Origin of the sequence: uncultured Metabacillus sp. (assembly GCF_947503125.1) — a bacterium.
GTDB lineage: Bacteria > Bacillota > Bacilli > Bacillales > Bacillaceae > Metabacillus.
The window spans coordinates 1-22,144 of sequence record NZ_CANNCR010000061.1 but is presented as its reverse complement, the minus strand read 5'-3'; the positions used below and the strand labels follow the sequence as shown (position 1 = coordinate 22,144).

Below are 22,144 nucleotides of genomic sequence, written 5' to 3'. Positions count from 1 at the left end.
GTTGAGTCATCATCGATGGCTTGTTTTGCTATGCCCATTTTTTAACTGGGTGCCCAGAGTATTCATTTCAGACTTATCTCCTCCAATTAACCTTAAAAATGTTTCCTTAGGGCAACTTTCAAATAAAAATTTTTTAACGCTAATAATATTTTAGTATATGACACTCTTTTAGATTATTGCACTTTTTATTTATCGGGTTAAAAAAGTTTCCTTAATACAAAAATAATGTACATATCCATAATTGTCAATCATCTTTTATCAACAAAAAAATCCAGCCAAACGACTGGATTTGAAGAGTGAGCAGAAAGGAAACCTTTTCATTCATTATTTAAAAGATTTCTTTCAACAAAATTATACTGATCAGATAAAAAATACTCCAACATGAAAAAATGAATTTCTATACTTACATATACGAAATACTTTAACTTTTACTAAGAGAGAATTATATTTTTTGATCTCAAAAAGAGCTATTTATTACCGTTTTTGAATGTCGGTATTTTTTTATGATTTCCTTGCTTACCTGAAAACCAATACCATTCCCCTTAGGCACTGCAATCTTGCCATGAACAGCCTTAATTTCCGGGTTCACCATGTCTTCTTCCCAATACCTTGAAGAGGATGAGATATCACCTGGAATTGAAAAATTAGCAAGAGAGGCAAGTGCGATATTATGGGCTCGTGAAATACTTGTTTCAAGCATACCGCCACACCATACCGGAATTTTGTGTGATTGACAAAGATCATGTATTTTTTTCGATTCCGTCAAACCGCCGACTCGACCTGGTTTTATATTGATCACCCTGCAGCTGCCAAGTTCAATTGCTTTTCTCGCATCTTCGCTAGTGACAATGCTTTCGTCTAAACATATTGGCGTTGCTAGCTTCTGTTGAAGCTTGGCATGATCGATAATATCATCTGCTGCCAGCGGTTGTTCAATCATCATTAAGCCAAATTGGTCCAGCTCTTTCAGTCGATCAATATCCGCTAGTGAATAAGCAGAATTTGCATCTGCCATTAATGGTAATTCTGGAAATTGCTTGCGAATGTCTTCAATCAGCTTAATATCCTGTTTAGGCGATATTTTCACTTTAAAACGCTTATAACCTTCTTCAACATATTGACTAATCTGCTCCGTCATTGCAGAGATGGAGGATATACCGATTACAACGCCGCATTCAATTTCTTCCCGTTCACCACCCAATGCAGTTGCTAAAGAAATCCCTTGTTTTTTTGCAAATAAATCCCATATTGCTCCTTCAAGTGAAGCCTTTGCCATATAGTTTCGTTTCACCTTGTTAAAGACAGCTTGAAGCTGTTCAGGATGTGAGAGTGGTTGTTTTAGGATTAAGGGAATTAAAATATCTTTTAATAAATGAAAAGCAGTGTTAATCGTTTCTTCCGTATACCAAGGCGTTGAAAAAGCTACGACCTCTCCCCACCCGCTTATTCCGTCTGGATCAATTACTTCCAGTAGAATGCTTTCCCGATCGGTTACATAGCCAATGCTTGAGGTAAAGGGGGATTTTAACTTTTGCGTAATATGGTGCAGCTTCACCGTTTGTATGATTATCATTGCTTTATTCCTTGTTGGTTTATTTGTTCTTTTAATTTACGACGGAGCAGCTTATTTGAAGCATTTCTTGGAAGCTCTTTTAAAATGGTGATACCTGTTGGTACTTTATATGGTGCTAAGCGGCTTTTACAGAAATCAAGCAGCTCTTGTATCGAGAGCGCTTCATCATATGAAGCAACAAAGCCATATGGAGTTTGCCCCCATTTTTGATTTTCAACACCAATAACCCCTGCATCCTTTACCTTTGGGTGTGACAGCAGAATCGCTTCAATCTCAGCGGGATAGATATTTTCACCACCTGAAATGATAAGGTCTGATCGGCGATCTAGTACATACAAAAAGCCCTCATCATCCATATACCCTTGATCACCTGTATGCAGCCAGCCATCCTTAATCGCTTTTATCGTTGCATCCTTTCTTTTCCAATAGCCTCTTGTAATATTGGGGCCTTTTACAACGATTTCTCCTTCTTCATTTGTTTCACATTCTTTACCGTCCTTGACGATTTTAATTTGGCAAGAAAACAATGGTTTTCCGGCTGAGCCAAGTTTTTTCATACTGTACTCTGGTGATAATGTAACAATCTGTGAAGCTGTCTCAGTCATTCCATATGTTTGATATACAGGAATTCTGCGGGTTTGACATTCCTCAAGAATGATTTTCGGTACCGGACCCCCTCCAGCGAGCATACACCTAAATGATGGCGGATATTGCTGCTTGTCCAGTTTTTCCAGCATCTGTTGAAGCATCGTTGTAACAACCGAAACGATTGTTACATGCTCATGCATAATAGCATCATTCATATTTTTGGCATCAAAACGCTCCAGTAACACTATCCCCATTCCATATATCACACTGCGCATTAAAATCGATAAGCCGCTTATGTGAAAAAGCGGGACTGCTAACAGCCAGCGATCTTCAGCATGCAATCCTAAATTTAATGCAGAGCCAATCGCACTAGACCAGTGATTACCATACGTTTGCATGACCCCCTTTGGATTCCCGGTTGTCCCAGAGGTATACATAATGGTGGCAACTTGATTTGTTGCAAAGTCTTCATCAAAAGAAACAAAAGTTTGTCCCTGTGGATTTACTTGTTTAAGATCTTCATTAATGAGGATTTTCATATGATGGATTGCGCTAACTTTGTCATATAAATCACGATCGCAAATTAGGTAAGATGCCTCTACATCATCCACCTGCCAGGCTAATTCTTGTTCCGTAAGTCGCGTATTTAACATAACAGCAACCGCACCAATGGACATAACGGCATAGATTGTTTCTACCATATCTATACTGTTCTTCATTAAAATCCCGATATGTTGATTCTTTTTCATACCGATGTATGACAATTGCCGCGCGCGAAGGGTAACTCTTTCATGTATTTGTTTAAATGTAAGTAATTCTTTCCCTGTTTTTATAGCTAGTCGATCTGGTGTTAATTCAGCACGCTGTTTTAACCAATTCGGCATGTATTGTTCCATTTTTTCACCTCTATTTAATAAAAACAGCCTGATGAAAGGGTATCATCAAGCTGTTAACCATATTGTTGTTATTAAGGGAAACGTGGGAATTGCTTAAAGTCTGGAGAGCGTTTCTCTTTAAATGCATCACGGCCTTCTTTAGCTTCATCAGTTGTATAATAAAGCAAGGTTGCATCTCCAGCAAATTGTTGAATTCCTGCAAGTCCATCCGTATCCGCATTAAAGGCTGCTTTTAGGAAACGAATCGCTGTAGGGCTCTTCTCAAGGATTTCCTCACACCATTTCACAGTCTCTGCTTCTAACTGGTCAAGAGGAACAACCGTATTAACTAACCCCATATCCAATGCTTCCTGAGCATTATATTGACGGCATAGATACCAAATTTCACGCGCTTTTTTATGACCGACTATTCTTGCCAGATAACCTGAGCCATAACCTGCATCAAAGCTTCCGACTTTAGGGCCGGTTTGTCCAAATACTGCATTATCAGCAGCAATTGTTAAATCACAAACAACATGTAAAACATGACCGCCGCCAATCGCATATCCCGCAACCATTGCAATAACCGGCTTAGGAATAACACGGATTAAACGTTGCAAATCAAGAACATTTAAACGCGGAATCTGGTCTTCTCCAACATAACCGCCATGTCCTCTAACCTTTTGGTCTCCGCCTGAGCAAAAGGCTTTTCCGCCTTCTCCAGTTAGGATAATAACCCCAATGTTTTCATCATCACGTGCATAGGCAAAAGCATCAATTAATTCCATGACTGTTTTAGGTGTAAATGCATTATGTACATGCGGACGATTAATTGAGATTTTTGCAATACCATTATATGTTTGATAAATAATCTCATCATACTGACGTTCTGTAATCCATTCAATTGCCATATTGTAAACCTCCTGTTATCTTTATCGAGCTGAATGTAAAAACTCATTTACTATTTTACCAAAAATTCGCGGTTGTTCCACATGAATTGCATGACCAGCGTCTTTTATTTCGTTTAAGGTCGAATTGGGGAACATCTGATTCATCTTATTAGCTATTTCACAAAACTTTTGATCTAATTCACCACATACAAGGAGAATTGGATTTTTTATTGAGGGCAGCATTTTCCACCATGAAGGCTGTACACCAGTCCCCATCCCGATCAAGCTATTGGCCAGCCCGAGAGAGGAATTTTCCAGTCTTTTTTCTCGGATTTGCTTTCTTTGCTCTTTAGGTAATCGCTTTTGCGTTGAAAAGAGAGGAATGTCCTCCCAATAATCGACAAAGGAAACCATGCCATTTTTGATTATACTCCTAGCAAGCTTTTCATCCGATATTTTTCGTTTTATTCGTTCATCCATATCCTTTATTCCTGGTGAACTGCTCTCTAAAATCAATTTGTTTACACGATTAGGATAGGTTGCCGTAAATGATAATGCCAACCTTCCACCCATTGAATATCCCAGAAAATTTGCCTTTTCAATATTTAATTTGTTTAAAATTGATATGAGATCCTCAACAGCTTCCTCAGTCCTGTACCTTGCTGGATCTTCAGGGCTTTCGGTTCGACCGTGACCAATAATGTCAATGAGAATAAATTTTGTATCACTTATTTCATTTAAAATGGAAGTCCAATTACTAGAAGAGCCTGTAAACCCATGCAGCAGCACAAGCGGTTGCCCTTTAGATTTTACCTCGACGTTGTACTCGATCCCTCTAATTTTCATTGGATCAACACTTTTCTTATTTCCTGGGAAACATGATCTAACAAATCCCGGTGAAATTTGACACGGGTTTTACGATCAGTCGGAATTTCAATGACCTTCAGACCATTATTTTTTTGAATAGCATGAAAAGCCGTATGCAATTCATCCCAGTTTTCAATCTTTTGATATATTCCATTATACATCTTTACTGCATGTGAGAAATCTAAACCAGTAGCTGTTCCATACAGCGTTTCAAAATGCTTTTCCTCATTTGATTGCGGTAAAAATGAAAATATCCCGCCGCCATCATTATTAATCAGAAAAATCGTTAAATCGAGCTGATTACGTGTTGCGGCAAGTAATCCATTTAAATCATGATAAAACGATAAATCACCGATTAGTAAATAGGTTTGCCGATTTATGCCTGCACTTACCCCAAGTGCAGTTGACACAATTCCATCAATTCCACTTGCTCCGCGGTTTGCTAGGATTGTAATATCCTTTTGATCCTGTTTAAAAAAGGTATCGACATCTCGAATTGGCATGCTATTCCCAACAAATAGTGTACTTCCCTCTGATAAAAGCTTTTGAAGCTCCCATACAATTTTCCCTTCAAATATCTCTTGAGTTTGCTCCATGGAATGGTCTATCATGTCCCAATAAACTTTATCACTTTTGATCCATGCCTGATAGAATCTGGATTCCGGCTTTTCGTTAACCATGTTCAAAATGGTTTCACAAAAGAATGTTTCATTGCAGGCTGCTAAATAGGAAGCATTTAAAGTAGGATCCCTGTATATTCCTGCTTGATCAACTACAATTTGAATAATCTCCGGATTGTTTTTAAGCATTAACATTAGCGGTTTAGAAACAGGCATTGCTCCAAAGCGAATGACAACCTTTGGTTTAAGCTTCCCTCCCAATACTGGATCTTTTAAAAGAGAGTCATAACTGCTAATGATCCCCTGAGCCTTCTTGCACCGACCACGTAAATGCGACAGCGGATCTGCCAAAACAGGAAATTTCAAATGATCGGACAGCCTTTCAATTTCCTTAATGATTGCGTCATCATGATGTTCACCACAAATAATTAATCCATCTGTTGAACCTTGGATAATTGAAGCAATGGTGCCGATCTCTTTTTCACCTAAATAAGAGCTTGTGTGAGGGATATGTAAATATGTTTCTCGATTATCCAGCTGACTCCATAGGTCGGGCAGGCTGATATTAGGTACCAGGGGCTCTCTAAAAGGAAAATTTAAATGGACCACTCCAGCAGGACTTGTTACCGCTATGCCCACAGCCCTTGCTGCAACTGTTCGAGCATACCGAAACATGCCAGGCTTTTCTTCTGGTAAGGCAAGATCAACAAACCACTTTGGATAATTGCCATACATATGCAGCTGATCAATAGCCTGCGGAGCCCCTACATCTCTTAATTCATGGGGCCTGTCTGCCGTTAATACAAGAAGCGGGACTCTCGCATAATGAGCCTCCACGATCGCAGGGTAGTAATTGGCTGCAGCTGTTCCTGATGTACATAACAAGGCAACAGGCTTTTTTTGAGACTTGGCAATCCCAAGTGCAAAAAAGCCTGCTGATCTTTCGTCGATATTTATATAACAAGTGAGCTTCGGATGCTCTGCCATTAAAATCGCTAATGGAGTTGAGCGGGATCCTGGGCTGATAACAGCTATTTCAACTCCAGAACTGACCATTTCATCAACAAAACTTGCAACATAACGTGTAAATGTGTCAATTGCATTCATGATCTGCGCCCCCTAACGCTGACAGCATCGGCTTTAATTTAATCTTTGTTTCATAGTACTCGGACTCTGGTTTTGACTCCTCAACAATTCCACAACCAGCAAATAATGCGGCACGATTCCCTTTAATTAACCCGGAACGAATCGCAACCACAAATTCACCATTATCCTCATGATCAAACCAGCCAATCGGTGCGGCATACCATCCTCTATGCATTGGTTCAAGCTCTCTTATTTTTTCGATCGCTTTTTCTTTAGGGTAACCGCCTAATGCTGGAGTCGGATGTAATTTTTCAACCATTGAGATCAAAGAATGACCTTGCTTAGCTAACCCTTTTACCGGTGTATATAGATGTTGAATATTTTTTGTTTTCAATAATGCTGGCTCATTAGGTGCCTTTACCTCATAACAATACTCTTCAAATGCATCTTTAATCATTTTAACAACAATAGCATGCTCAACTAAGTTCTTTTCATCTTGCAGTAATTGGCGGCCAAGCATTTCATCATCATCACTTGTTTTTCCCCTTTTTATCGAACCGGCAAGACATGTTGAAAGAACTTCGTTTTCATGCTTTTTAACCAATCTTTCCGGAGTTGCCCCAATAAAATGATGCAGCCCATTTTCAAACTCAAAAATAAAACTCGTTGGCTGTTCTTTTTGAAGATTTCCAACTACTTGATAAGGATTAACCTTTTTCATAAATTCAAGGTGAACTTCTCTCGCCAGCACCACCTTATCAAGTTCATTTGCCCGTATATCAGCTGTTGCCTTTTCAATCGCTTCTACCCACTCAGCTGTTTTTAATTCAATCGAAGCGAATTCGTTACCTTTTTCACAATCTTTTTGATAAATAAAAGGTGGTTCATTTTCTAAAGACTGTTCGAAATGCTTGATACATGTATCTAATTGATCTAAAGGAGTGATCACTTTATTTATTGTCAAATAGGCTTTGTTTTGAAATTTCGTTAGCAAAATGGTTGGCAGCACAAATTTCGCTTCAGAAAATTCTTCCCAAAGCAGACCTTTTTCCTTTTTCGGATCAAAAGAAAAACCGCCAAAAAGTAAAGGGCCTGTCCCAATTTGTTTTTGACTCTCAGTAACGACCCGTTTATTAAAGCGTTTCCATTCTTTTTCAATTTTCTGAAACCGTTCAAATGTTTGATTTTCGTTTTCAATCACGAGTTCATTTCCTAGTCCAACCATCGTCATATCTGCAGTTGGCGTCGACCAAAAGAAACGTTCTCCTAAATATAAATTTTCTCCGGAAGCAAAGAAATGGAGGGGGTCAATTGCATCCACTTCTTGTACTCGGCTAACGATCACCGATTGATTCGTTTGCTTTGCCTCTTCCAATGCATGTTGTATCGATTCTTTAATTGTATGATCCAAAGTTGTTATCAAACTTATCCCCCCGAAACCGAAAAATCGCTTATATAAAGATACACCTGAAAAAAAGGTGTGTCAATAGATTGAAACTGATGACTGTATTTAACAACGTATTATATCCTTATTATATATCTTGTTGTTCAGGATTAAAATGAAAAGGTGCCTAAAACCATCATCATTTTTTAGGCATATATGGTAATAATAAGCTAAATTGGTGCAAATGATTGACACAACACATTAACCTGTTGAGTCTGAACATTTTCCCCCACCTTTTATGTCCATTTTTTACAATCATGAATTTACTAAGAACTGCTCATAATAGATAGTAGAAATCTATTTAAGGAAGGAGCGTGAATGGCATGCTAAGTTCACAACAAGTAGAGACCTTCCGTTCACAGCTTTTGCAGATGAAAAATGAAATTGAACAGCGCTTTAAGATGAATGGTCATTTTGGTTTAGAGGAAGGGCACTCCCATGAATCTATGGGCGAGCTCTCTAGCTATGATAATCATCCTGCTGATGATGCAACAGAATTATATGAGCGGGAAAAAGACATCGCGTTAAATGAACATACAGAAGAAGAACTACTGGATATTGACCGTGCCCTAAAAGCAGTTGAAAACGGAACCTACGGGAAATGTGAAGTTTGCGGAGCAGAAATTCCCCTCGAACGACTTGATGCAATGCCTACTGCTACAACCTGTGTAGAACATGCGCCAGAACAAGTTGTGTCACATAATCGACCTATAGAAGAAGGCGTTCTAATGCCTCCATTCGGAAAATTTGATTATGATGAAAAAGATGAAAATGTCGCCTTTGATGCCGAGGATGCCTATCAAATTGTCAACAGCTATGGATCCTCTGAAACACCTTCTGATTTTGCTGATCCTCAGGATCACTATAATGATGTTAGAATGGAATCAAATGATCCTGATGGCTATGTAGAAGATTTTGAAAATTTCATTGGCACAGATATTGAAGGCAAAGAAATTACAGTTTATCCATCCAGCCAGCATCAACGTTATGAAGATGAGCTTGATGAAGAAGGCATTATGACAGCGTTTGGTGATTTGCCAGGTTATGAAAAAGATCCTTATACAGAGGATGAAAGATAATCCAAACTCCCTTGCTGGGAGTTTTTTATTTTGTTTGAATCCAACCTATTTTTTTGAAAAGAGCCCTGTAATTACACTGTTCGCTCAAGTACAAAAAACATTCGCTAAAGCAAACGAATCATGCTTCTATTACCTCCTAAAAACCTGTAAAATATATACTGATGCAGTTGTCGATAGAAAGACTGTTATCTACATAATTGGGGGGATTGTGTTGAACGCACATGAAATTGATTTTGAACTGCATGGAGATGATATGCAGTGTGTAGAAATCGAATTAGATCCAAATGAAAGTGTTGTTGCCGAAGCCGGCGGCATGATGATGATGGAAGATGGGATTGATATGGAAACCATCTTTGGTGATGGCGATAGTAACCAGAAGGGCTTTCTAGGCAAGCTTGTTGGTGCCGGGAAACGTGTGCTGACAGGTGAAAGTTTATTCATGACCGTTTTCACTAACAAAGGATCGGGTAAGAAAAAAGTTTCTTTTGCGGCTCCATATCCGGGTAAAATCATTCCTGTCGATTTAAGTGAGCTTGGCGGTAAAGTAATCTGTCAAAAAGATTCATTCCTTTGTGCAGCAAAAGGTGTTTCAGTGGGCATTGATTTCCAACGCAAGCTTGGAACAGGATTTTTTGGCGGTGAAGGCTTTATCATGCAAAAGCTTGAAGGCGATGGCTTAGCATTTTTACATGCAGGTGGAACGATTATTAGAAGAGATCTGCAGCCAGGAGAAAAGCTTCGTATTGATACAGGGTGTCTTGTTGCTTTGACAAAAAATGTTGATTACAATATTGAATTTGTCGGAAAAGTAAAGACAGCATTCTTTGGTGGCGAAGGCTTATTTTTTGCTACAGTGCAAGGACCTGGAACCGTTTGGATTCAAACACTGCCGTTTAGCCGATTGGCCGATCGAGTGATGGCGAATGCGCCTGCTGCTGGCGGAGAAGCTCGCGGCGAAGGCAGCTTACTTGGCGGATTAGGGAGATTACTGGATGGAGATTGATCCATTAGGAAAAATAAGTTTTCTTTTATAAAAAAATGGTGCTAACCCAATTGGGTCAGCACCATTTTTTACATTTTTAAAGCAACAGGGCCAATTTTCCAAATGTCGTCCGCATATTGCATAATGGTCCGATCACTTGAAAAGAAACCTGAATGTGATACATTTATTAATGCTTTCTCTAGCCATTTATCGGTGTTTTGATATGCAACACCAACTTTTTCTTGAATATCAATATAAGAAGCAAAATCACGCAGTACAAAGTATTGATCATTTTGCACAAGAAGAGAATCAGCAATTGATTCAAATTCTCCTTCATCTTCGGCAAAGAAGCCATTTGTTAATTGATCGACGACTTGACGGACTCTTAAATCATGGTGATAGTATTCCATTGAGCGATAGCGGCCATTTTCTTCATATTTTAGAACCTCTTGGGCTGTTAATCCAAAAGTAAAGATATTATCGCTGCCAATCTCCTCCATCATCTCAATATTTGCTCCATCTAACGTTCCAACCGTCAATGCTCCATTCATCATAAACTTCATATTTCCTGTACCTGACGCTTCTTTACTTGCAGTCGAAATTTGTTCACTAACATCTGCCGCAGGGAAAATATCCTCGGCAAGTGAAACACGGTAATTTTCCATAAAAACAACTTTTATAACCTTTGATACTTGCGGGTCATTATTCACCTTATCTGCTAAAGAGTGAATCAATTTAATGATTTTTTTTGCATAATAATATGTTGGTGATGCTTTGGCGCCAAAGATAAATGTCCGAGGCTGAATAATGTAATTGGCATCCTCTTTTATACGATTATATAAATACAGAATGTGTAAAACATTTAATAATTGCCGTTTATAAGCATGCAATCTCTTAACCTGCACATCAAAAATAGAGTCAATATCAACAATGATGCCATTTTTCTCCGCGATTTTTTTAGCAAGAATCTCTTTTCTTTTCCGTTTAACAGCCGCAAAACGCTCTTTTAGTTCAGGATGATAAATATGTCTCTTTAAATCTAATAATTTTTCGGGGTGCTTTACCCATTCATCACCTATGACATCTTTAATTAATGAGGTAAGCTCTGGATTTGCTTTTAATAACCAGCGCCGGTGTGTGATACCATTTGTTTTGTTATTAAACTTCCAAGGGTAGAGCTCATAAAATGATTTCATTTCACGATTTTTTAAGATATCAGAGTGGATTTTTGCCACCCCATTTATACTGGAGCTTCCTACAATTGCTAGATGTGCCATTTTAACTAAACCGTGAGCAATAATCGCCATGTGCTCAATTCGCTGCCAATCACCAGGATAACGATCCCAGAGCTCTGCACAGAATCGCTCATTGATTTCCTCGATAATCATATATATTCTCGGTAATAGTGGTTTAAATAAATGAATCGGCCATTTTTCCATCGCTTCAGAAAGGATCGTATGGTTCGTGTATGAGACTGTATTGCACGTAACTTCCCAAGCCTCCTCCCATGTACATCCTTCCACATCGACTAGGATCCTCATTAATTCAGGTACAGCTAATGCAGGGTGTGTGTCATTAATATGGATTGCAACCGATTGATGCATCTTTCTAATATCTTGATTTTCCTTTTTATATGAAGCAATGATGCTTTGAATGCTCGAAGATACTAAAAAATACTGCTGCTTTAGTCGTAAAATTTTTCCCTCATCATGGGTATCATCCGGGTATAAAAAGTCCGTAATCGCCTCTGTTTCCCGCTTATAAGACAAGATATCCTGATTCGGTCCATAGGATGCTGGTTCAGCATTCCAAAGCCTTAGCGTGTTCACGGTATCAACATGATACCCGACGACAGGCATATCATAAGGAACCGCAAGCACCTTCTGAGCCCCCACATGATGAAAGGCGAGAACATTATTTTCACAGCTTGTTTCGACTCTTCCCCAAAAGGAAATTTCTACTGCTTCATCCGGTTTCCGAACCTCCCAAACATTTCCATGTCTCAACCATTGCTCAGGAAGCTCAACCTGATATCCATCAACGATTTTTTGGTCGAACAACCCGTGCTTATAGCGAATTCCATAACCATGTCCAGGAAGATTTAAGGTTGCCAAGGAATCTAAAAAGCATGCTGCAAGACGTCCAAGCCCGCCATTCCCTAATGCAGGATCCGGCTCACATTCTTCAATTTCACTTAAATGAATATTAAGCTCACGCAATCCTTCCTCAACAATTTCTTTTATTCCAAGATTCAACAGATTTTGACCAAGCAGACGTCCTAATAAAAATTCAATTGATAAATAATACACTTGTTTTTTATTTTCAAACCTGTATAGCTCATTTGTTTCAATCCATTTGGAACTAATATATTCTCTAACCATATTCCCAAGGGTATGGTATTGATCACGCTTTGTGGATTCTTCAAAGCCTTTGCCGCACATACTTTCTAATTTCATTAGAAAACATTCCTTAAACTGATCCTTGTTGGAGAACATGCTCTTCACTCCTAATAATCAAATCAGCGTACAGCTGGTTATATTTCAATGCAGATTGCGTCCAACTATAATCCTGTTTCATCGCATTCTTAACAATCACCTGCCATACATCCTTCTGATGATAAAAATCTAGAGCGCGATAAATGGTATGCAGCATGTCATGAGCATTGAAATTTCTGAATGAAAACCCGTTCCCCTCCTCTGTATCCTCACGGAAAGAGGTTACTGTATCATTGAGGCCGCCTGTTTCTCTAACAATTGGGAGTGTCCCATATCGTAATGCGATGAGCTGCCCTAATCCACATGGTTCAAACTTAGAAGGCATAAGAAAAAGATCAGAGCCTGCATAGATGCGATGTGCCAATTTTTCATCAAATCCTATGTATGCTTTGAATTTATTCGGATGAGCCCACTCCATATGTCGAAAGAAATCTTCAAACTCTGTATCTCCTGTTCCAAGTACGATCATTTGGATATCATGATCTAATAGTTCATGGAGTACACGCTTTACTAAGTCAAGTCCTTTTTGCTTTGTCAATCTTGTCACCATTGAAATCAAAGGAATATCTTCATCAACTGGAAGCCCAAAGGAAGCTTGCAATGCAGCTTTATTTTTTCCTTTCAAGCCCAACGATTCAACTGTGTATTGTTCATCAATGACAGGATCTGTTTCAGGATTATAGACTTCATCATCTATTCCATTTAGGATCCCTACCAGTGAGGAAGCCTTTGAGCGTAATAATCCATCTAATCTTTCTCCATAATAGGCGGTTTGAATCTCTTCCATGTATGTTGGACTAACGGTTGTAATGATATCAGAAGCAACAATTGCCCCTTTCATAAAGTTCACATGGCCGTAGAATTCCACCATGGCGCACTTTTCTTCCTCCGTATTAAGAAGATCCTTTAAAATACCAAATGGGAAGATCCCTTGGAATTGCAGATTATGAATGGTAAATACAGTCTTGATATGTTTATAAAAAGATTGTTGCTGATATTCCTCTTTCAGTAAGAAACTTATCATCCCCGTATGCCAATCATGTGAATGAATAACATCAGGCTGAAAGTCAATTGCTTTTAAAGCATCTAATACGCCTCTGCAAAAGAAGGAGAATCGTTCTCCATCATCGTAGTGACCGTATAAAGAGTCGCGATAAAAATAATATTCATTGTCAAGAAAGTAATACGTGATTCCTTCATACTCAAGCATTTCAATGCCGCAATATTGATTTCTCCAACCAACAGGCACTGTGATTTCTTTCATTTTTTCCATCTTATCTCTAAATCTTTCAGGTATTAAACTGTATTTCGGAAGAATGACACGAACATCATTTCCCAGTTTTTTTAATTCTTTTGGCAAGGCCCCTGCTACATCCGCCAAACCGCCGGATTTAACAAATGGTACACATTCTGAAACAGCAAATAATACGTTCACGAGTTCATCAGCGCTCCTTGAATTGTTTTTTTTCTTAATATATACGGTAGTAGGACGGAACCTTTTATTGTTGTCTCTGATTCTACTTTTACATCTTTATCTGCAATGACACGGTCTAATAAACACGCTTCACCAATTTGTGATTTTTGCATAATCACACTATTTTTAACTACTGTATCTTTACCAATATGAACCGCTCTAAAAATAATACTATTTTCAACATAGCCCTCAATTTTACAGCCATTTGCGATTAATGAATTCTTTACAACTGCATCTTTTCCATATTTCGTAGGCGGCTCATCTTTTGCCTTTGTTAATATTGGACGGTTTTTAAGGAATATTTCATTCCAAACTTCTGGCTTAAGCATATCCATGCTATGTTTATAATAACTGCTGATCGAATCAATCACAGCTGCATAACCATAAAATTCATAATGACAAATGGTCAACTGATTCTCGTTTTTATTAATAACATCAGCAAGCGTCTTAAATCCAGTTTGTTCTTTATTATGAATAAGATCTAAAAGGAGCTTCGTAGACATGATAAACATTTGTAATGAATGGCCGTCTTTTCTTACTTCTGTCATATCACAGCCATTGTCCAGATGGTAGGCTAATACCTTTTTAAAATCAATATTGCACACCGTATAACTATTCGTAATAACGGCATATTCCTGTGTGCTTCTTAAAAAGAAATCAATATGATCGGAAAACTGACGAAATGATCCAAACTCATCATACTCATTATGTAAATGAGGAGACGGGAAAAAGAATAAACCATCTTTTTTACGGTTTAAGTCCCATTGTTTCCCCGAACCAAGATGATCCATTAATGACCGATATTGATACTTTGGAAAAATCGCTACACTTTCAATCTCAGAATTCACCATATTTGATAGGACAAAATCGATTAAGCGATAACGACTAGCGAATGGGACCGCAGCCAATGAACGATGTAATGTTAAATCTTCAATTTCCGGTTTATAAGTTGTCGCATCAATAATACCTAGCATCTTTTGATTCATTTCCAATCTCCCCTTTTGTGGACAAGGACTGATGGATAACGATGATGTCTAACGATTTAGATTGTAAATCATTTAAGTACCTATAAGGGTAGACAACAAGTGCGTCTCCACCGTCCCAGTTCCAAACTGTGATAGTAATATTTCCATTCTTGAAGTGTTTTCTCTTATTTTTTTCTATTAGATTATTTTGCTATCAACAATTGTGGAAAGTTCTGTAATAATTTCTTCCGTAACAAGTAGAATTTCTCCAGAATCAGGGCAAATAATTGTACCATTAGGAATTTCGATTCCACTAGGGACGATCGCATTTTCGATATAAACATTTTCACCAATTATTGCATCTGGCATTAACACGGAATTTTTGATTTCACTATTCTTACCTACTGATACACCCTGAAATAAAACGGAATGGTCTACATTGCCCATAATCACACAGCCATCATTGACAAAGGAATCCTTTACAACCGCATTATCTGCAATAAATTGAGGTGGATGGTTTGAATTAACCGTGTAAATTTTCCAATCTCGATCAAATAAATTTAATTTGGAGTCTTCATTTAAGAGATCCATATTCGCTTCCCAAAGGCTTTTTACTGTACCTACATCTTTCCAATAACCCTTAAATGGATAAGCAACAACATTTAAATTCTCATCTAGTAATAAAGGAATAATATCTTTTCCGAAATCATGACTTGAATGTTCGTTCCGTTCATCCATTTCTAGATATTCCTTTAAAACAGACCATTTAAAGATGTAGATGCCCATTGAGGCCAGGTTATTTTTCGGCTTAGCAGGTTTTTCTTCAAATTCAACAACCTGCATTTTTTCATTGGTATTCATGATGCCAAAACGACTTGCTTCATCCCACGGTACTTCAATAACAGATATAGAAGCATCTGCATTCTTTTTAATATGGTAGTCTAGCATTTCTGAATAATCCATTTTGTAAATATGATCTCCAGATAAGATAAGGACATATTCTGGATCATATTGCTTTATATAATTAATATTTTGATAGATGGCACTTGCTGTTCCTTTATACCATTTCATCTCAGAGGATTCTGTATAAGGAGGCAGAACAGTTACCCCCCCATTTTTACGATCCAAATCCCAAACACTGCCTATGCCGATATATGAATTTAACACAAGCGGCTGATATTGTGTAAGAACTCCTACTGTGTCAATGCTAGAATTTGTACAATTGCTTAAGGTGAAATCTATTATTCGGTATTTCCCCCCAAATGGTACTGCTGGTTTCGCTAAATTTTTTGTAAGGGAGCTTAATCTACTTCCTTTACCTCCTGCTAATAACATTGCGACGCACTTTTTTCTTCCCATTTATATTCTCCCCTCTTTTTTTTACTGCTCGTAAAATAACTGCACCATATGGTGGAATCGTCATCGAAACATGGTATGGTCTTCCATGGTATTCGCCTTCAATTGCCTTGAGATTTTTTCGATTTATTTGATCTGAACCGCCAAATTCAGCTGCATCACTATTTAAAATTTCAACATATTCCGTATCAACCGGTACTCCAACCTTATAATCATGGTAAACGTCAGGCTTAAAATTACAAATAATAACAAGGAAGTCATTTTCTTTTTGACTCTTTCGAATAAACGAAAAAATGCTTTGATCTTTATTATCAACATCAATCCACTCAAAGCCCTCTTCTGAATGATCTAATTCATATAATGGCTTTTGTTTTTGATAAATGTTCATCAAATATTTAAAATATACGCGCATTTTGTTATGCATTTCATAATCTTCAAGCATCCAATCGAGCTGTTCCAAGTCCTTCCATTCATCAAATTGACCAAATTCTCCACCCATGAAAAGCAGCTTCTTTCCAGGGTGTGCCATCATATATCCAAAAAGCAGCCTCAATTGGGCAAACTTTTGCCAGTAGTCACCTGGCATTTTATTTAGTAAGGATTTCTTCCCATGAACAACCTCATCATGAGAGAATGGTAAAATGAAATTTTCCGAAAAAGCATATAAAAGGGAGAATGTTACTTTATGGTGGAGTTCATTCCTATGTTCTGGAGAAGTCTCCATATAGGTAAGAATGTCATTCATCCAGCCCATATTCCATTTGTAGTTAAAGCCTAGACCACCTGACGAGGTAGGAGCGGTTACCATCGGCCAATCAGTTGAATCTTCAGCAATCATTAAAATATCAGGATCTTTTGCAAAAACAGCTTCATTTAATTTTCTTAAAAAGCTAACTGCGTAAGGATTCTCCACTAATTCATGTGAATTTGGCCAGTAAAGCATATTTGCAACTGCATCAACTCTGAAACCATCTACGTGAAAATGTTCCATCCAAAATATCGCATTTGAAATCAAAAAGCTTTGAACCTCTGGTTTGCCAAGATCAAAGTTTGCTGTTCCCCAATCCCAATTTTCTCGATCTTTTTCAGTTTTGTATTCATATGTAGGCTCACCATCAAACATATAAAGTCCATGGGAGTCCTTACAAAAATGTCCCGGCACCCAATCAATAATGACACCGATATTTTCTTGATGGCATGCATCAATAAATTCCATTAGCTCGTGAGGTGTCCCAAATCTACTTGTTGCAGAGAAATAGCCCGTTCCCTGATAGCCCCAAGAACGATCATATGGATGTTCGATAACTGGCAGCAACTCAATATGAGTAAACCCATGATCTATTACATATGGTATTAGTTCCTCTATTAATTCTTTGTAGCTGTACAACTCTCCATCTTCTTTTACTTTCCATGTACCTAAATGAACTTCGTAAATCGCCATTGGTCGATCATATGGCTGCTTAAGTCGCTTCTTTTTCTTCCATTTTTGATCCTTCCAAACATATCCAGATAAATCATAAACAACAGATGCCGTATTTGGTCTTACTTCTGAAAAAAAAGCGTATGGATCTGCTTTTAACAAAGTCTCTCCATTAGCTGTCACAATTTCATACTTATATATTTCCCCTGCTTCTAATTGCGGAATAAATAAGCCCCATATCCCCTCCTCATTAATCCTTTCCATTTGATGATTTTGACCATTCCACTCGTTAAAATCACCAACAACATTTACCTGTCTTGCATGTGGTGCCCAAACACAGAAATTTGTACCTATAACCCCATTCAGTTCTTGTGTATGTGCACCTAAAAAACCATAGCTTTCAAATGACTGTCCCTCATGAAATAAATGAATATCATAGTCTGTTGGACAAGTGAGAGTCACATATGTCACCCTTTCTCTTAATATCTCTATGCTAAACATTCAAGACTTACTAGTAGATACCTGCAATGTAACCGCTACTTTTTTACGACATAATCCAACAAAACCTTTGAAGTTGAGGGTGAATGTTATACTTTTAAAATATAAGAAAAAGAAAGAAAAAAGGAAAGGAACTGCCCTAAAACCGTAGAAATACTTAAGAATTAAAAAGATGTTTTTGAAATTGAAATAATATAATTTGATTTAATGAAAGCGTTTAAATAACTAGGATTATGGACAAGTCAAACCACTATTTATTATAGTAATAAAACATTAAATTCGACTTTTTGTAGGAATTTGTTGAAAGTTCTTTTGAAGAAAAAAAAGAAGGAAATTGATTCATGAATATCCTATTGAAGGATGATCTTTGCTGGTTGAATAAATAAACAAAGCTGAAGTGAAAATGTCAAAAACATAGTAAAAGGAATTCATTTATTTTTATTAAAATAACTATAAGCCTTTTTAAGGACAAACGTCAACAAATAAGCATTGCCTAAATAATGTGAGGGTTCCATTAATGGTGGCTTTACTACTTGTTAAGATCAAAATCAATATGTATAGAAAAAAAACACTGCATTCCTGCAGTGTTTTTTTGATGACCCGTACGGGATTCGAACCCGTGTTACCGCCGTGAAAGGGCGGTGTCTTAACCGCTTGACCAACGGGCCATTATGTTTGTTATATGGCGGAGAAGGAGGGATTTGAACCCTCGCGCCGCTTACGCGACCTACACCCTTAGCAGGGGCGCCTCTTCAGCCACTTGAGTACTTCCCCATATGGCTCCGCAGGCAGGATTCGAACCTGCGACCGATCGGTTAACAGCCGATAGCTCTACCACTGAGCTACTGCGGAATAAAATGTATGGTGGGCCTAAATGGACTTGAACCATCGACCTCACGCTTATCAGGCGTGCGCTCTAACCAGCTGAGCTATAGGCCCACTTTCTGGAGCGGGTGAAGGGAATCGAACCCTCATCATCAGCTTGGAAGGCTGAGGTTTTACCACTAAACTACACCCGCAAGTAAAATGGGGCGGCTGATGGGAATCGAACCCACGAATGTCGGAACCACAATCCGATGCGTTAACCACTTCGCCACAGCCGCCACATAAAATATATCAACTTTTTAAAAGGTGGCTCGGGACGGAATCGAACCGCCGACACATGGATTTTCAGTCCATTGCTCTACCAACTGAGCTACCGAGCCTTAATATTGTGATTATTTTTAGTTATAAATCAATTTTTAAATTCACGAACAAAGGGTTTAATCCTTACTTTTATAGCATTTTCACTTCTATACTTTGTAAATCGTCCTCATCTCAGGAAGCTGATTCAAGGAGCAGCTCGATGAGTACGCTGATGTTATTTCAAGGAAGCTTATTCGGTCGTGCTCTACCAACTGAGCTACCGAGCCAAATAGTTTTCGGCTTCCGCTAAGCTTCAAATCTCTTCGTCAGCTCACTCATTCACATCCTCACGTATTGACATACGCTCCGGTGTTCATTCGATCGCTTCCTCGACCTTTTCGCTTATCGAAACCCTTTTCCTTGAGAAGTGAAATACAAATAATTTTCTCTAAAATTATGGCGGTCCGGACGGGACTCGAACCCGCGACCTCCTGCGTGACAGGCAGGCATTCTAACCAACTGAACTACCGGACCATTTTGGTTGCGGAGGCAGGATTTGAACCTGCGACCTTCGGGTTATGAGCCCGACGAGCTACCAGACTGCTCCACCCCGCGACGATAATATAAATTAAAGTTTATCTATGCTCTTAGATATTGCCTAATAGAGACCGTCCCGATTTCAGGATGCTGATTCAAGAAGCAGCTCAATCGGTACGCTGATGATTATTCAGTGAAGCATATTCGTTCGTGCTCCACCCCGCGACGATAATATTAAATATAATATGGAGGAGGAAGGGGGATTCGAACCCCCGCGGGCTTTGACACCCCTGTCGGTTTTCAAGACCGATCCCTTCAGCCGGACTTGGGTATTCCTCCGTAATACTTTTTTTAAAATGGTGGACCTTGTAGGACTCGAACCTACGACCGGACGGTTATGAGCCGTCTGCTCTAACCAACTGAGCTAAAGGTCCAAAATGGTAGCGGCGGAGGGAATCGAACCCACGACCTCACGGGTATGAACCGTACGCTCTAGCCAGCTGAGCTACACCGCCAAAATAGAAGTTTAAGTTGAATTTATGGTGGAGCCTAGCGGGATCGAACCGCTGACCTCCTGCGTGCAAAGCAGGCGCTCTCCCAGCTGAGCTAAGGCCCCAAAAACAATTATAAGAGATGGTCGGGAAGACAGGATTCGAACCTGCGACCCCTTGGTCCCAAACCAAGTGCTCTACCAAGCTGAGCTACTTCCCGTACTAGATATCAGAGGTATGATGTGAGAGGTCAGAGATCTTTAAGTACTGCTTCGAAGCAAAGCCTTTAATCTAACTTCTGACTTCCGATTTCTCACTTCTAGAAATGGCGCGCCCGAGAGGAGTCGAACCCCTAACCTTTTGATCCGTAGTCAAACGCTCTATCCAATTGAGCTACGGGCGCAAGTCTAACTGGTGCCGAGGACCGGAATCGAACCGGTACGGTAGTCACCTACCGCAGGATTTTAAGTCCTGTGCGTCTGCCAGTTCCGCCACCCCGGCACTTATAAAGAGCGGAAGACGGGATTCGAACCCGCGACCCCCACCTTGGCAAGGTGGTGTTCTACCACTGAACTACTTCCGCATTATTTAACTGGTGCGGGTGAAGGGACTTGAACCCCCACGTCACAAGGACACTAGATCCTAAGTCTAGCGCGTCTGCCAATTCCGCCACACCCGCACGGTGTGTAAAATGGTGAGCCATGAAGGACTCGAACCTTCGACCCTCTGATTAAAAGTCAGATGCTCTACCAACTGAGCTAATGGCTCTTGTTTCAAAACACTCATAGGTTTGACGCCCAAATTTCAGAAAGCTTATTCAAGAAGCGGCTCAATTTGTGCGCTGATGTTAATGCTTCGCAGCTTATTCATTCGTGCTCTACCAACTGAGCTAATGGCTCTTATTTTTTTGAAACAATAAGTGGTGCCGGCGAGAGGACTTGAACCCCCAACCTACTGATTACAAGTCAGTTGCTCTACCAATTGAGCTACACCGGCGTATTTAGTATTGTGTAATATATAGTCATTCTTACCTAACAGTCACCCAAATCTCAGGAAGATTAATCAAGAAGCAGCTCGATTTGTGTGCTGAAGCACAGCTTCGAAGCTTGTTCGATCGTCTCTACCAATTGAGCTACACCGGCAAAATGGTGGAGGATGACGGGATCGAACCGCCGACCCCCTGCTTGTAAGGCAGGTGCTCTCCCAGCTGAGCTAATCCTCCAAATCAAACATACAAAAGTGTATGCGTTTTAATATCTTGTTACTGCCTGGCGATGTCCTACTCTCACAGGGGGAAACCCCCAACTACCATCGGCGCTGAAGAGCTTAACTTCCGTGTTCGGCATGGGAACGGGTGTGACCTCTTCGCCATCATCACCAGACATTAGCGACAAGAATTATTATACTATTTCAGAAGAATATTTCAAGTGTTTTTTATAAAAACTTTATATTCCTTCAAAACTAGATAACGATTTTACAATTCAATTACTGAGCTTACGCTTTTCTACGTTGTCCAGCTACAGAAGCCAAATCCTACGGTAATTTCACTCTCTCGGGCGAAGTCAAAGTACGACTTCTGCGAGGGTCGCGCGTCGCGCGGGTTCCCAATGGATTTTAGCGGACTTCTTCCGCTTTTCTAATAGGTTAAGTCCTCGATCGATTAGTATCAGTCAGCTCCACACGTCACCGCGCTTCCACCTCTGACCTATCAACCTGATCATCTTTCAGGGATCTTACGTTACAAAGTAACAGGGAAATCTCATCTTGAGGGGGGCTTCA

Annotated in this window: 13 protein-coding genes, 21 tRNA genes and 2 rRNA genes; 2 read left to right on the top strand and 34 right to left on the bottom strand. The window is 39.3% G+C overall.

Going from position 1 to position 22,144, the window contains the following annotated elements; translation table 11 throughout:
• Positions 1-457 precede the first annotated feature (457 nt).
• From menC to Q1B07_RS22590, 6 genes are all read right to left on the bottom strand, one after another.
• Positions 458-1,573, bottom strand: coding sequence for an o-succinylbenzoate synthase (menC, locus tag Q1B07_RS22615; RefSeq protein WP_299094366.1), 1,116 nt, complete (start codon positions 1,571-1,573; stop codon positions 458-460).
• The gene (locus Q1B07_RS22610; protein WP_299094367.1) at positions 1,570-3,057 is read right to left on the bottom strand and encodes an o-succinylbenzoate--CoA ligase; all 1,488 of its coding nucleotides are present in this window, start codon (positions 3,055-3,057) and stop codon (positions 1,570-1,572) included. The genes menC and Q1B07_RS22610 overlap by 4 nt, the downstream gene beginning before the upstream one ends.
• A gap of 71 nt (positions 3,058-3,128) precedes the next feature.
• On the bottom strand, positions 3,129-3,947 hold the full coding sequence (menB, locus tag Q1B07_RS22605; protein ID WP_299094368.1) for a 1,4-dihydroxy-2-naphthoyl-CoA synthase: 819 nt from the start codon (positions 3,945-3,947) through the stop codon (positions 3,129-3,131).
• A gap of 21 nt (positions 3,948-3,968) precedes the next feature.
• Positions 3,969-4,772, bottom strand: coding sequence for a 2-succinyl-6-hydroxy-2,4-cyclohexadiene-1-carboxylate synthase (menH, locus tag Q1B07_RS22600; protein ID WP_299094369.1), 804 nt, complete (start codon positions 4,770-4,772; stop codon positions 3,969-3,971).
• Positions 4,769-6,520, bottom strand: coding sequence for a 2-succinyl-5-enolpyruvyl-6-hydroxy-3-cyclohexene-1-carboxylic-acid synthase (gene menD / locus Q1B07_RS22595; RefSeq protein ID WP_299094370.1), 1,752 nt, complete (start codon positions 6,518-6,520; stop codon positions 4,769-4,771). Before menD ends, menH begins: the two co-directional genes overlap by 4 nt.
• A complete protein-coding gene (locus Q1B07_RS22590) occupies positions 6,507-7,922 on the bottom strand; it encodes an isochorismate synthase MenF (protein ID WP_299094371.1) in 1,416 nt (471 codons plus the stop codon). Before Q1B07_RS22590 ends, menD begins: the two co-directional genes overlap by 14 nt.
• 344 nt (positions 7,923-8,266) lie before the next feature.
• Here Q1B07_RS22590 and Q1B07_RS22585 point away from each other — a divergent pair, with 344 nt between their 5' ends.
• Entirely contained in the window at positions 8,267-9,022 is a 756-nt protein-coding gene (locus Q1B07_RS22585; RefSeq protein ID WP_299094373.1) for a yteA family sporulation protein, read from the top strand.
• 211 nt (positions 9,023-9,233) lie between these two features.
• Positions 9,234-10,025 carry a TIGR00266 family protein gene (locus Q1B07_RS22580; protein ID WP_299094375.1) on the top strand — a complete coding sequence of 264 codons (792 nt, stop codon included), beginning with the start codon at positions 9,234-9,236 and terminating at the stop codon, positions 10,023-10,025.
• A 68-nt stretch (positions 10,026-10,093) separates the two neighbouring features.
• On the opposite strand, the gene Q1B07_RS22575 is transcribed toward Q1B07_RS22580, so the two are convergent.
• The 28 genes from Q1B07_RS22575 to Q1B07_RS22440 form a co-directional block, all read right to left on the bottom strand.
• Positions 10,094-12,499 carry a glycogen/starch/alpha-glucan phosphorylase gene (locus Q1B07_RS22575; RefSeq protein WP_299094376.1) on the bottom strand — a complete coding sequence of 802 codons (2,406 nt, stop codon included), beginning with the start codon at positions 12,497-12,499 and terminating at the stop codon, positions 10,094-10,096.
• Positions 12,474-13,934: a glycogen synthase GlgA gene (gene glgA / locus Q1B07_RS22570; RefSeq protein WP_299094377.1), complete on the bottom strand. Its 1,461-nt coding sequence runs from the start codon at positions 13,932-13,934 to the stop codon at positions 12,474-12,476. Before glgA ends, Q1B07_RS22575 begins: the two co-directional genes overlap by 26 nt.
• Entirely contained in the window at positions 13,931-14,959 is a 1,029-nt protein-coding gene (locus tag Q1B07_RS22565) for a sugar phosphate nucleotidyltransferase (protein WP_299094378.1), read from the bottom strand. Before Q1B07_RS22565 ends, glgA begins: the two co-directional genes overlap by 4 nt.
• A 177-nt stretch (positions 14,960-15,136) precedes the next feature.
• A complete protein-coding gene (locus Q1B07_RS22560) occupies positions 15,137-16,297 on the bottom strand; it encodes a glucose-1-phosphate adenylyltransferase (protein ID WP_299094379.1) in 1,161 nt (386 codons plus the stop codon).
• Positions 16,254-18,176 carry a 1,4-alpha-glucan branching enzyme gene (gene glgB, locus Q1B07_RS22555; protein ID WP_299094380.1) on the bottom strand — a complete coding sequence of 641 codons (1,923 nt, stop codon included), beginning with the start codon at positions 18,174-18,176 and terminating at the stop codon, positions 16,254-16,256. Before glgB ends, Q1B07_RS22560 begins: the two co-directional genes overlap by 44 nt.
• Positions 18,177-18,808: 632 nt before the next feature.
• Positions 18,809-18,880: transfer RNA gene (locus Q1B07_RS22550), tRNA-Glu, on the bottom strand.
• 15 nt (positions 18,881-18,895) lie between these two features.
• A tRNA-Ser gene (locus Q1B07_RS22545) sits at positions 18,896-18,986 on the bottom strand.
• Between the two features lie 3 nt (positions 18,987-18,989).
• Positions 18,990-19,064: transfer RNA gene (locus Q1B07_RS22540), tRNA-Asn, on the bottom strand.
• A 10-nt stretch (positions 19,065-19,074) separates the two neighbouring features.
• Positions 19,075-19,151, bottom strand: a tRNA-Ile gene (locus Q1B07_RS22535).
• Between the two features lie 6 nt (positions 19,152-19,157).
• Positions 19,158-19,231 (bottom strand) — tRNA-Gly (locus Q1B07_RS22530).
• A gap of 8 nt (positions 19,232-19,239) precedes the next feature.
• Positions 19,240-19,315 (bottom strand) — tRNA-His (locus Q1B07_RS22525).
• 29 nt (positions 19,316-19,344) lie between these two features.
• Positions 19,345-19,417 (bottom strand) — tRNA-Phe (locus Q1B07_RS22520).
• 377 nt (positions 19,418-19,794) lie between these two features.
• Positions 19,795-19,871 (bottom strand) — tRNA-Asp (locus Q1B07_RS22515).
• Between the two features lie 4 nt (positions 19,872-19,875).
• Positions 19,876-19,952, bottom strand: a tRNA-Met gene (locus Q1B07_RS22510).
• 168 nt (positions 19,953-20,120) lie between these two features.
• Positions 20,121-20,213: transfer RNA gene (locus Q1B07_RS22505), tRNA-Ser, on the bottom strand.
• 18 nt (positions 20,214-20,231) lie between these two features.
• Positions 20,232-20,308, bottom strand: a tRNA-Ile gene (locus Q1B07_RS22500).
• 4 nt (positions 20,309-20,312) lie between these two features.
• Positions 20,313-20,389 (bottom strand) — tRNA-Met (locus Q1B07_RS22495).
• Between the two features lie 25 nt (positions 20,390-20,414).
• A tRNA-Ala gene (locus Q1B07_RS22490) sits at positions 20,415-20,490 on the bottom strand.
• 18 nt (positions 20,491-20,508) lie between these two features.
• Positions 20,509-20,585: transfer RNA gene (locus Q1B07_RS22485), tRNA-Pro, on the bottom strand.
• 106 nt (positions 20,586-20,691) lie between these two features.
• Positions 20,692-20,768 (bottom strand) — tRNA-Arg (locus Q1B07_RS22480).
• Positions 20,769-20,777: 9 nt separating this feature from the next.
• A tRNA-Leu gene (locus Q1B07_RS22475) sits at positions 20,778-20,866 on the bottom strand.
• A gap of 10 nt (positions 20,867-20,876) precedes the next feature.
• Positions 20,877-20,948, bottom strand: a tRNA-Gly gene (locus Q1B07_RS22470).
• A 10-nt stretch (positions 20,949-20,958) separates the two neighbouring features.
• Positions 20,959-21,044, bottom strand: a tRNA-Leu gene (locus tag Q1B07_RS22465).
• Between the two features lie 13 nt (positions 21,045-21,057).
• Positions 21,058-21,133 (bottom strand) — tRNA-Lys (locus Q1B07_RS22460).
• A gap of 152 nt (positions 21,134-21,285) precedes the next feature.
• A tRNA-Thr gene (locus tag Q1B07_RS22455) sits at positions 21,286-21,361 on the bottom strand.
• A 150-nt stretch (positions 21,362-21,511) separates the two neighbouring features.
• A tRNA-Val gene (locus Q1B07_RS22450) sits at positions 21,512-21,587 on the bottom strand.
• 44 nt (positions 21,588-21,631) lie between these two features.
• Positions 21,632-21,747: ribosomal RNA gene (gene rrf, locus Q1B07_RS22445) — 5S ribosomal RNA — on the bottom strand.
• A 258-nt stretch (positions 21,748-22,005) separates the two neighbouring features.
• Positions 22,006-22,144 (bottom strand): 23S ribosomal RNA (locus Q1B07_RS22440); the annotation flags it as partial.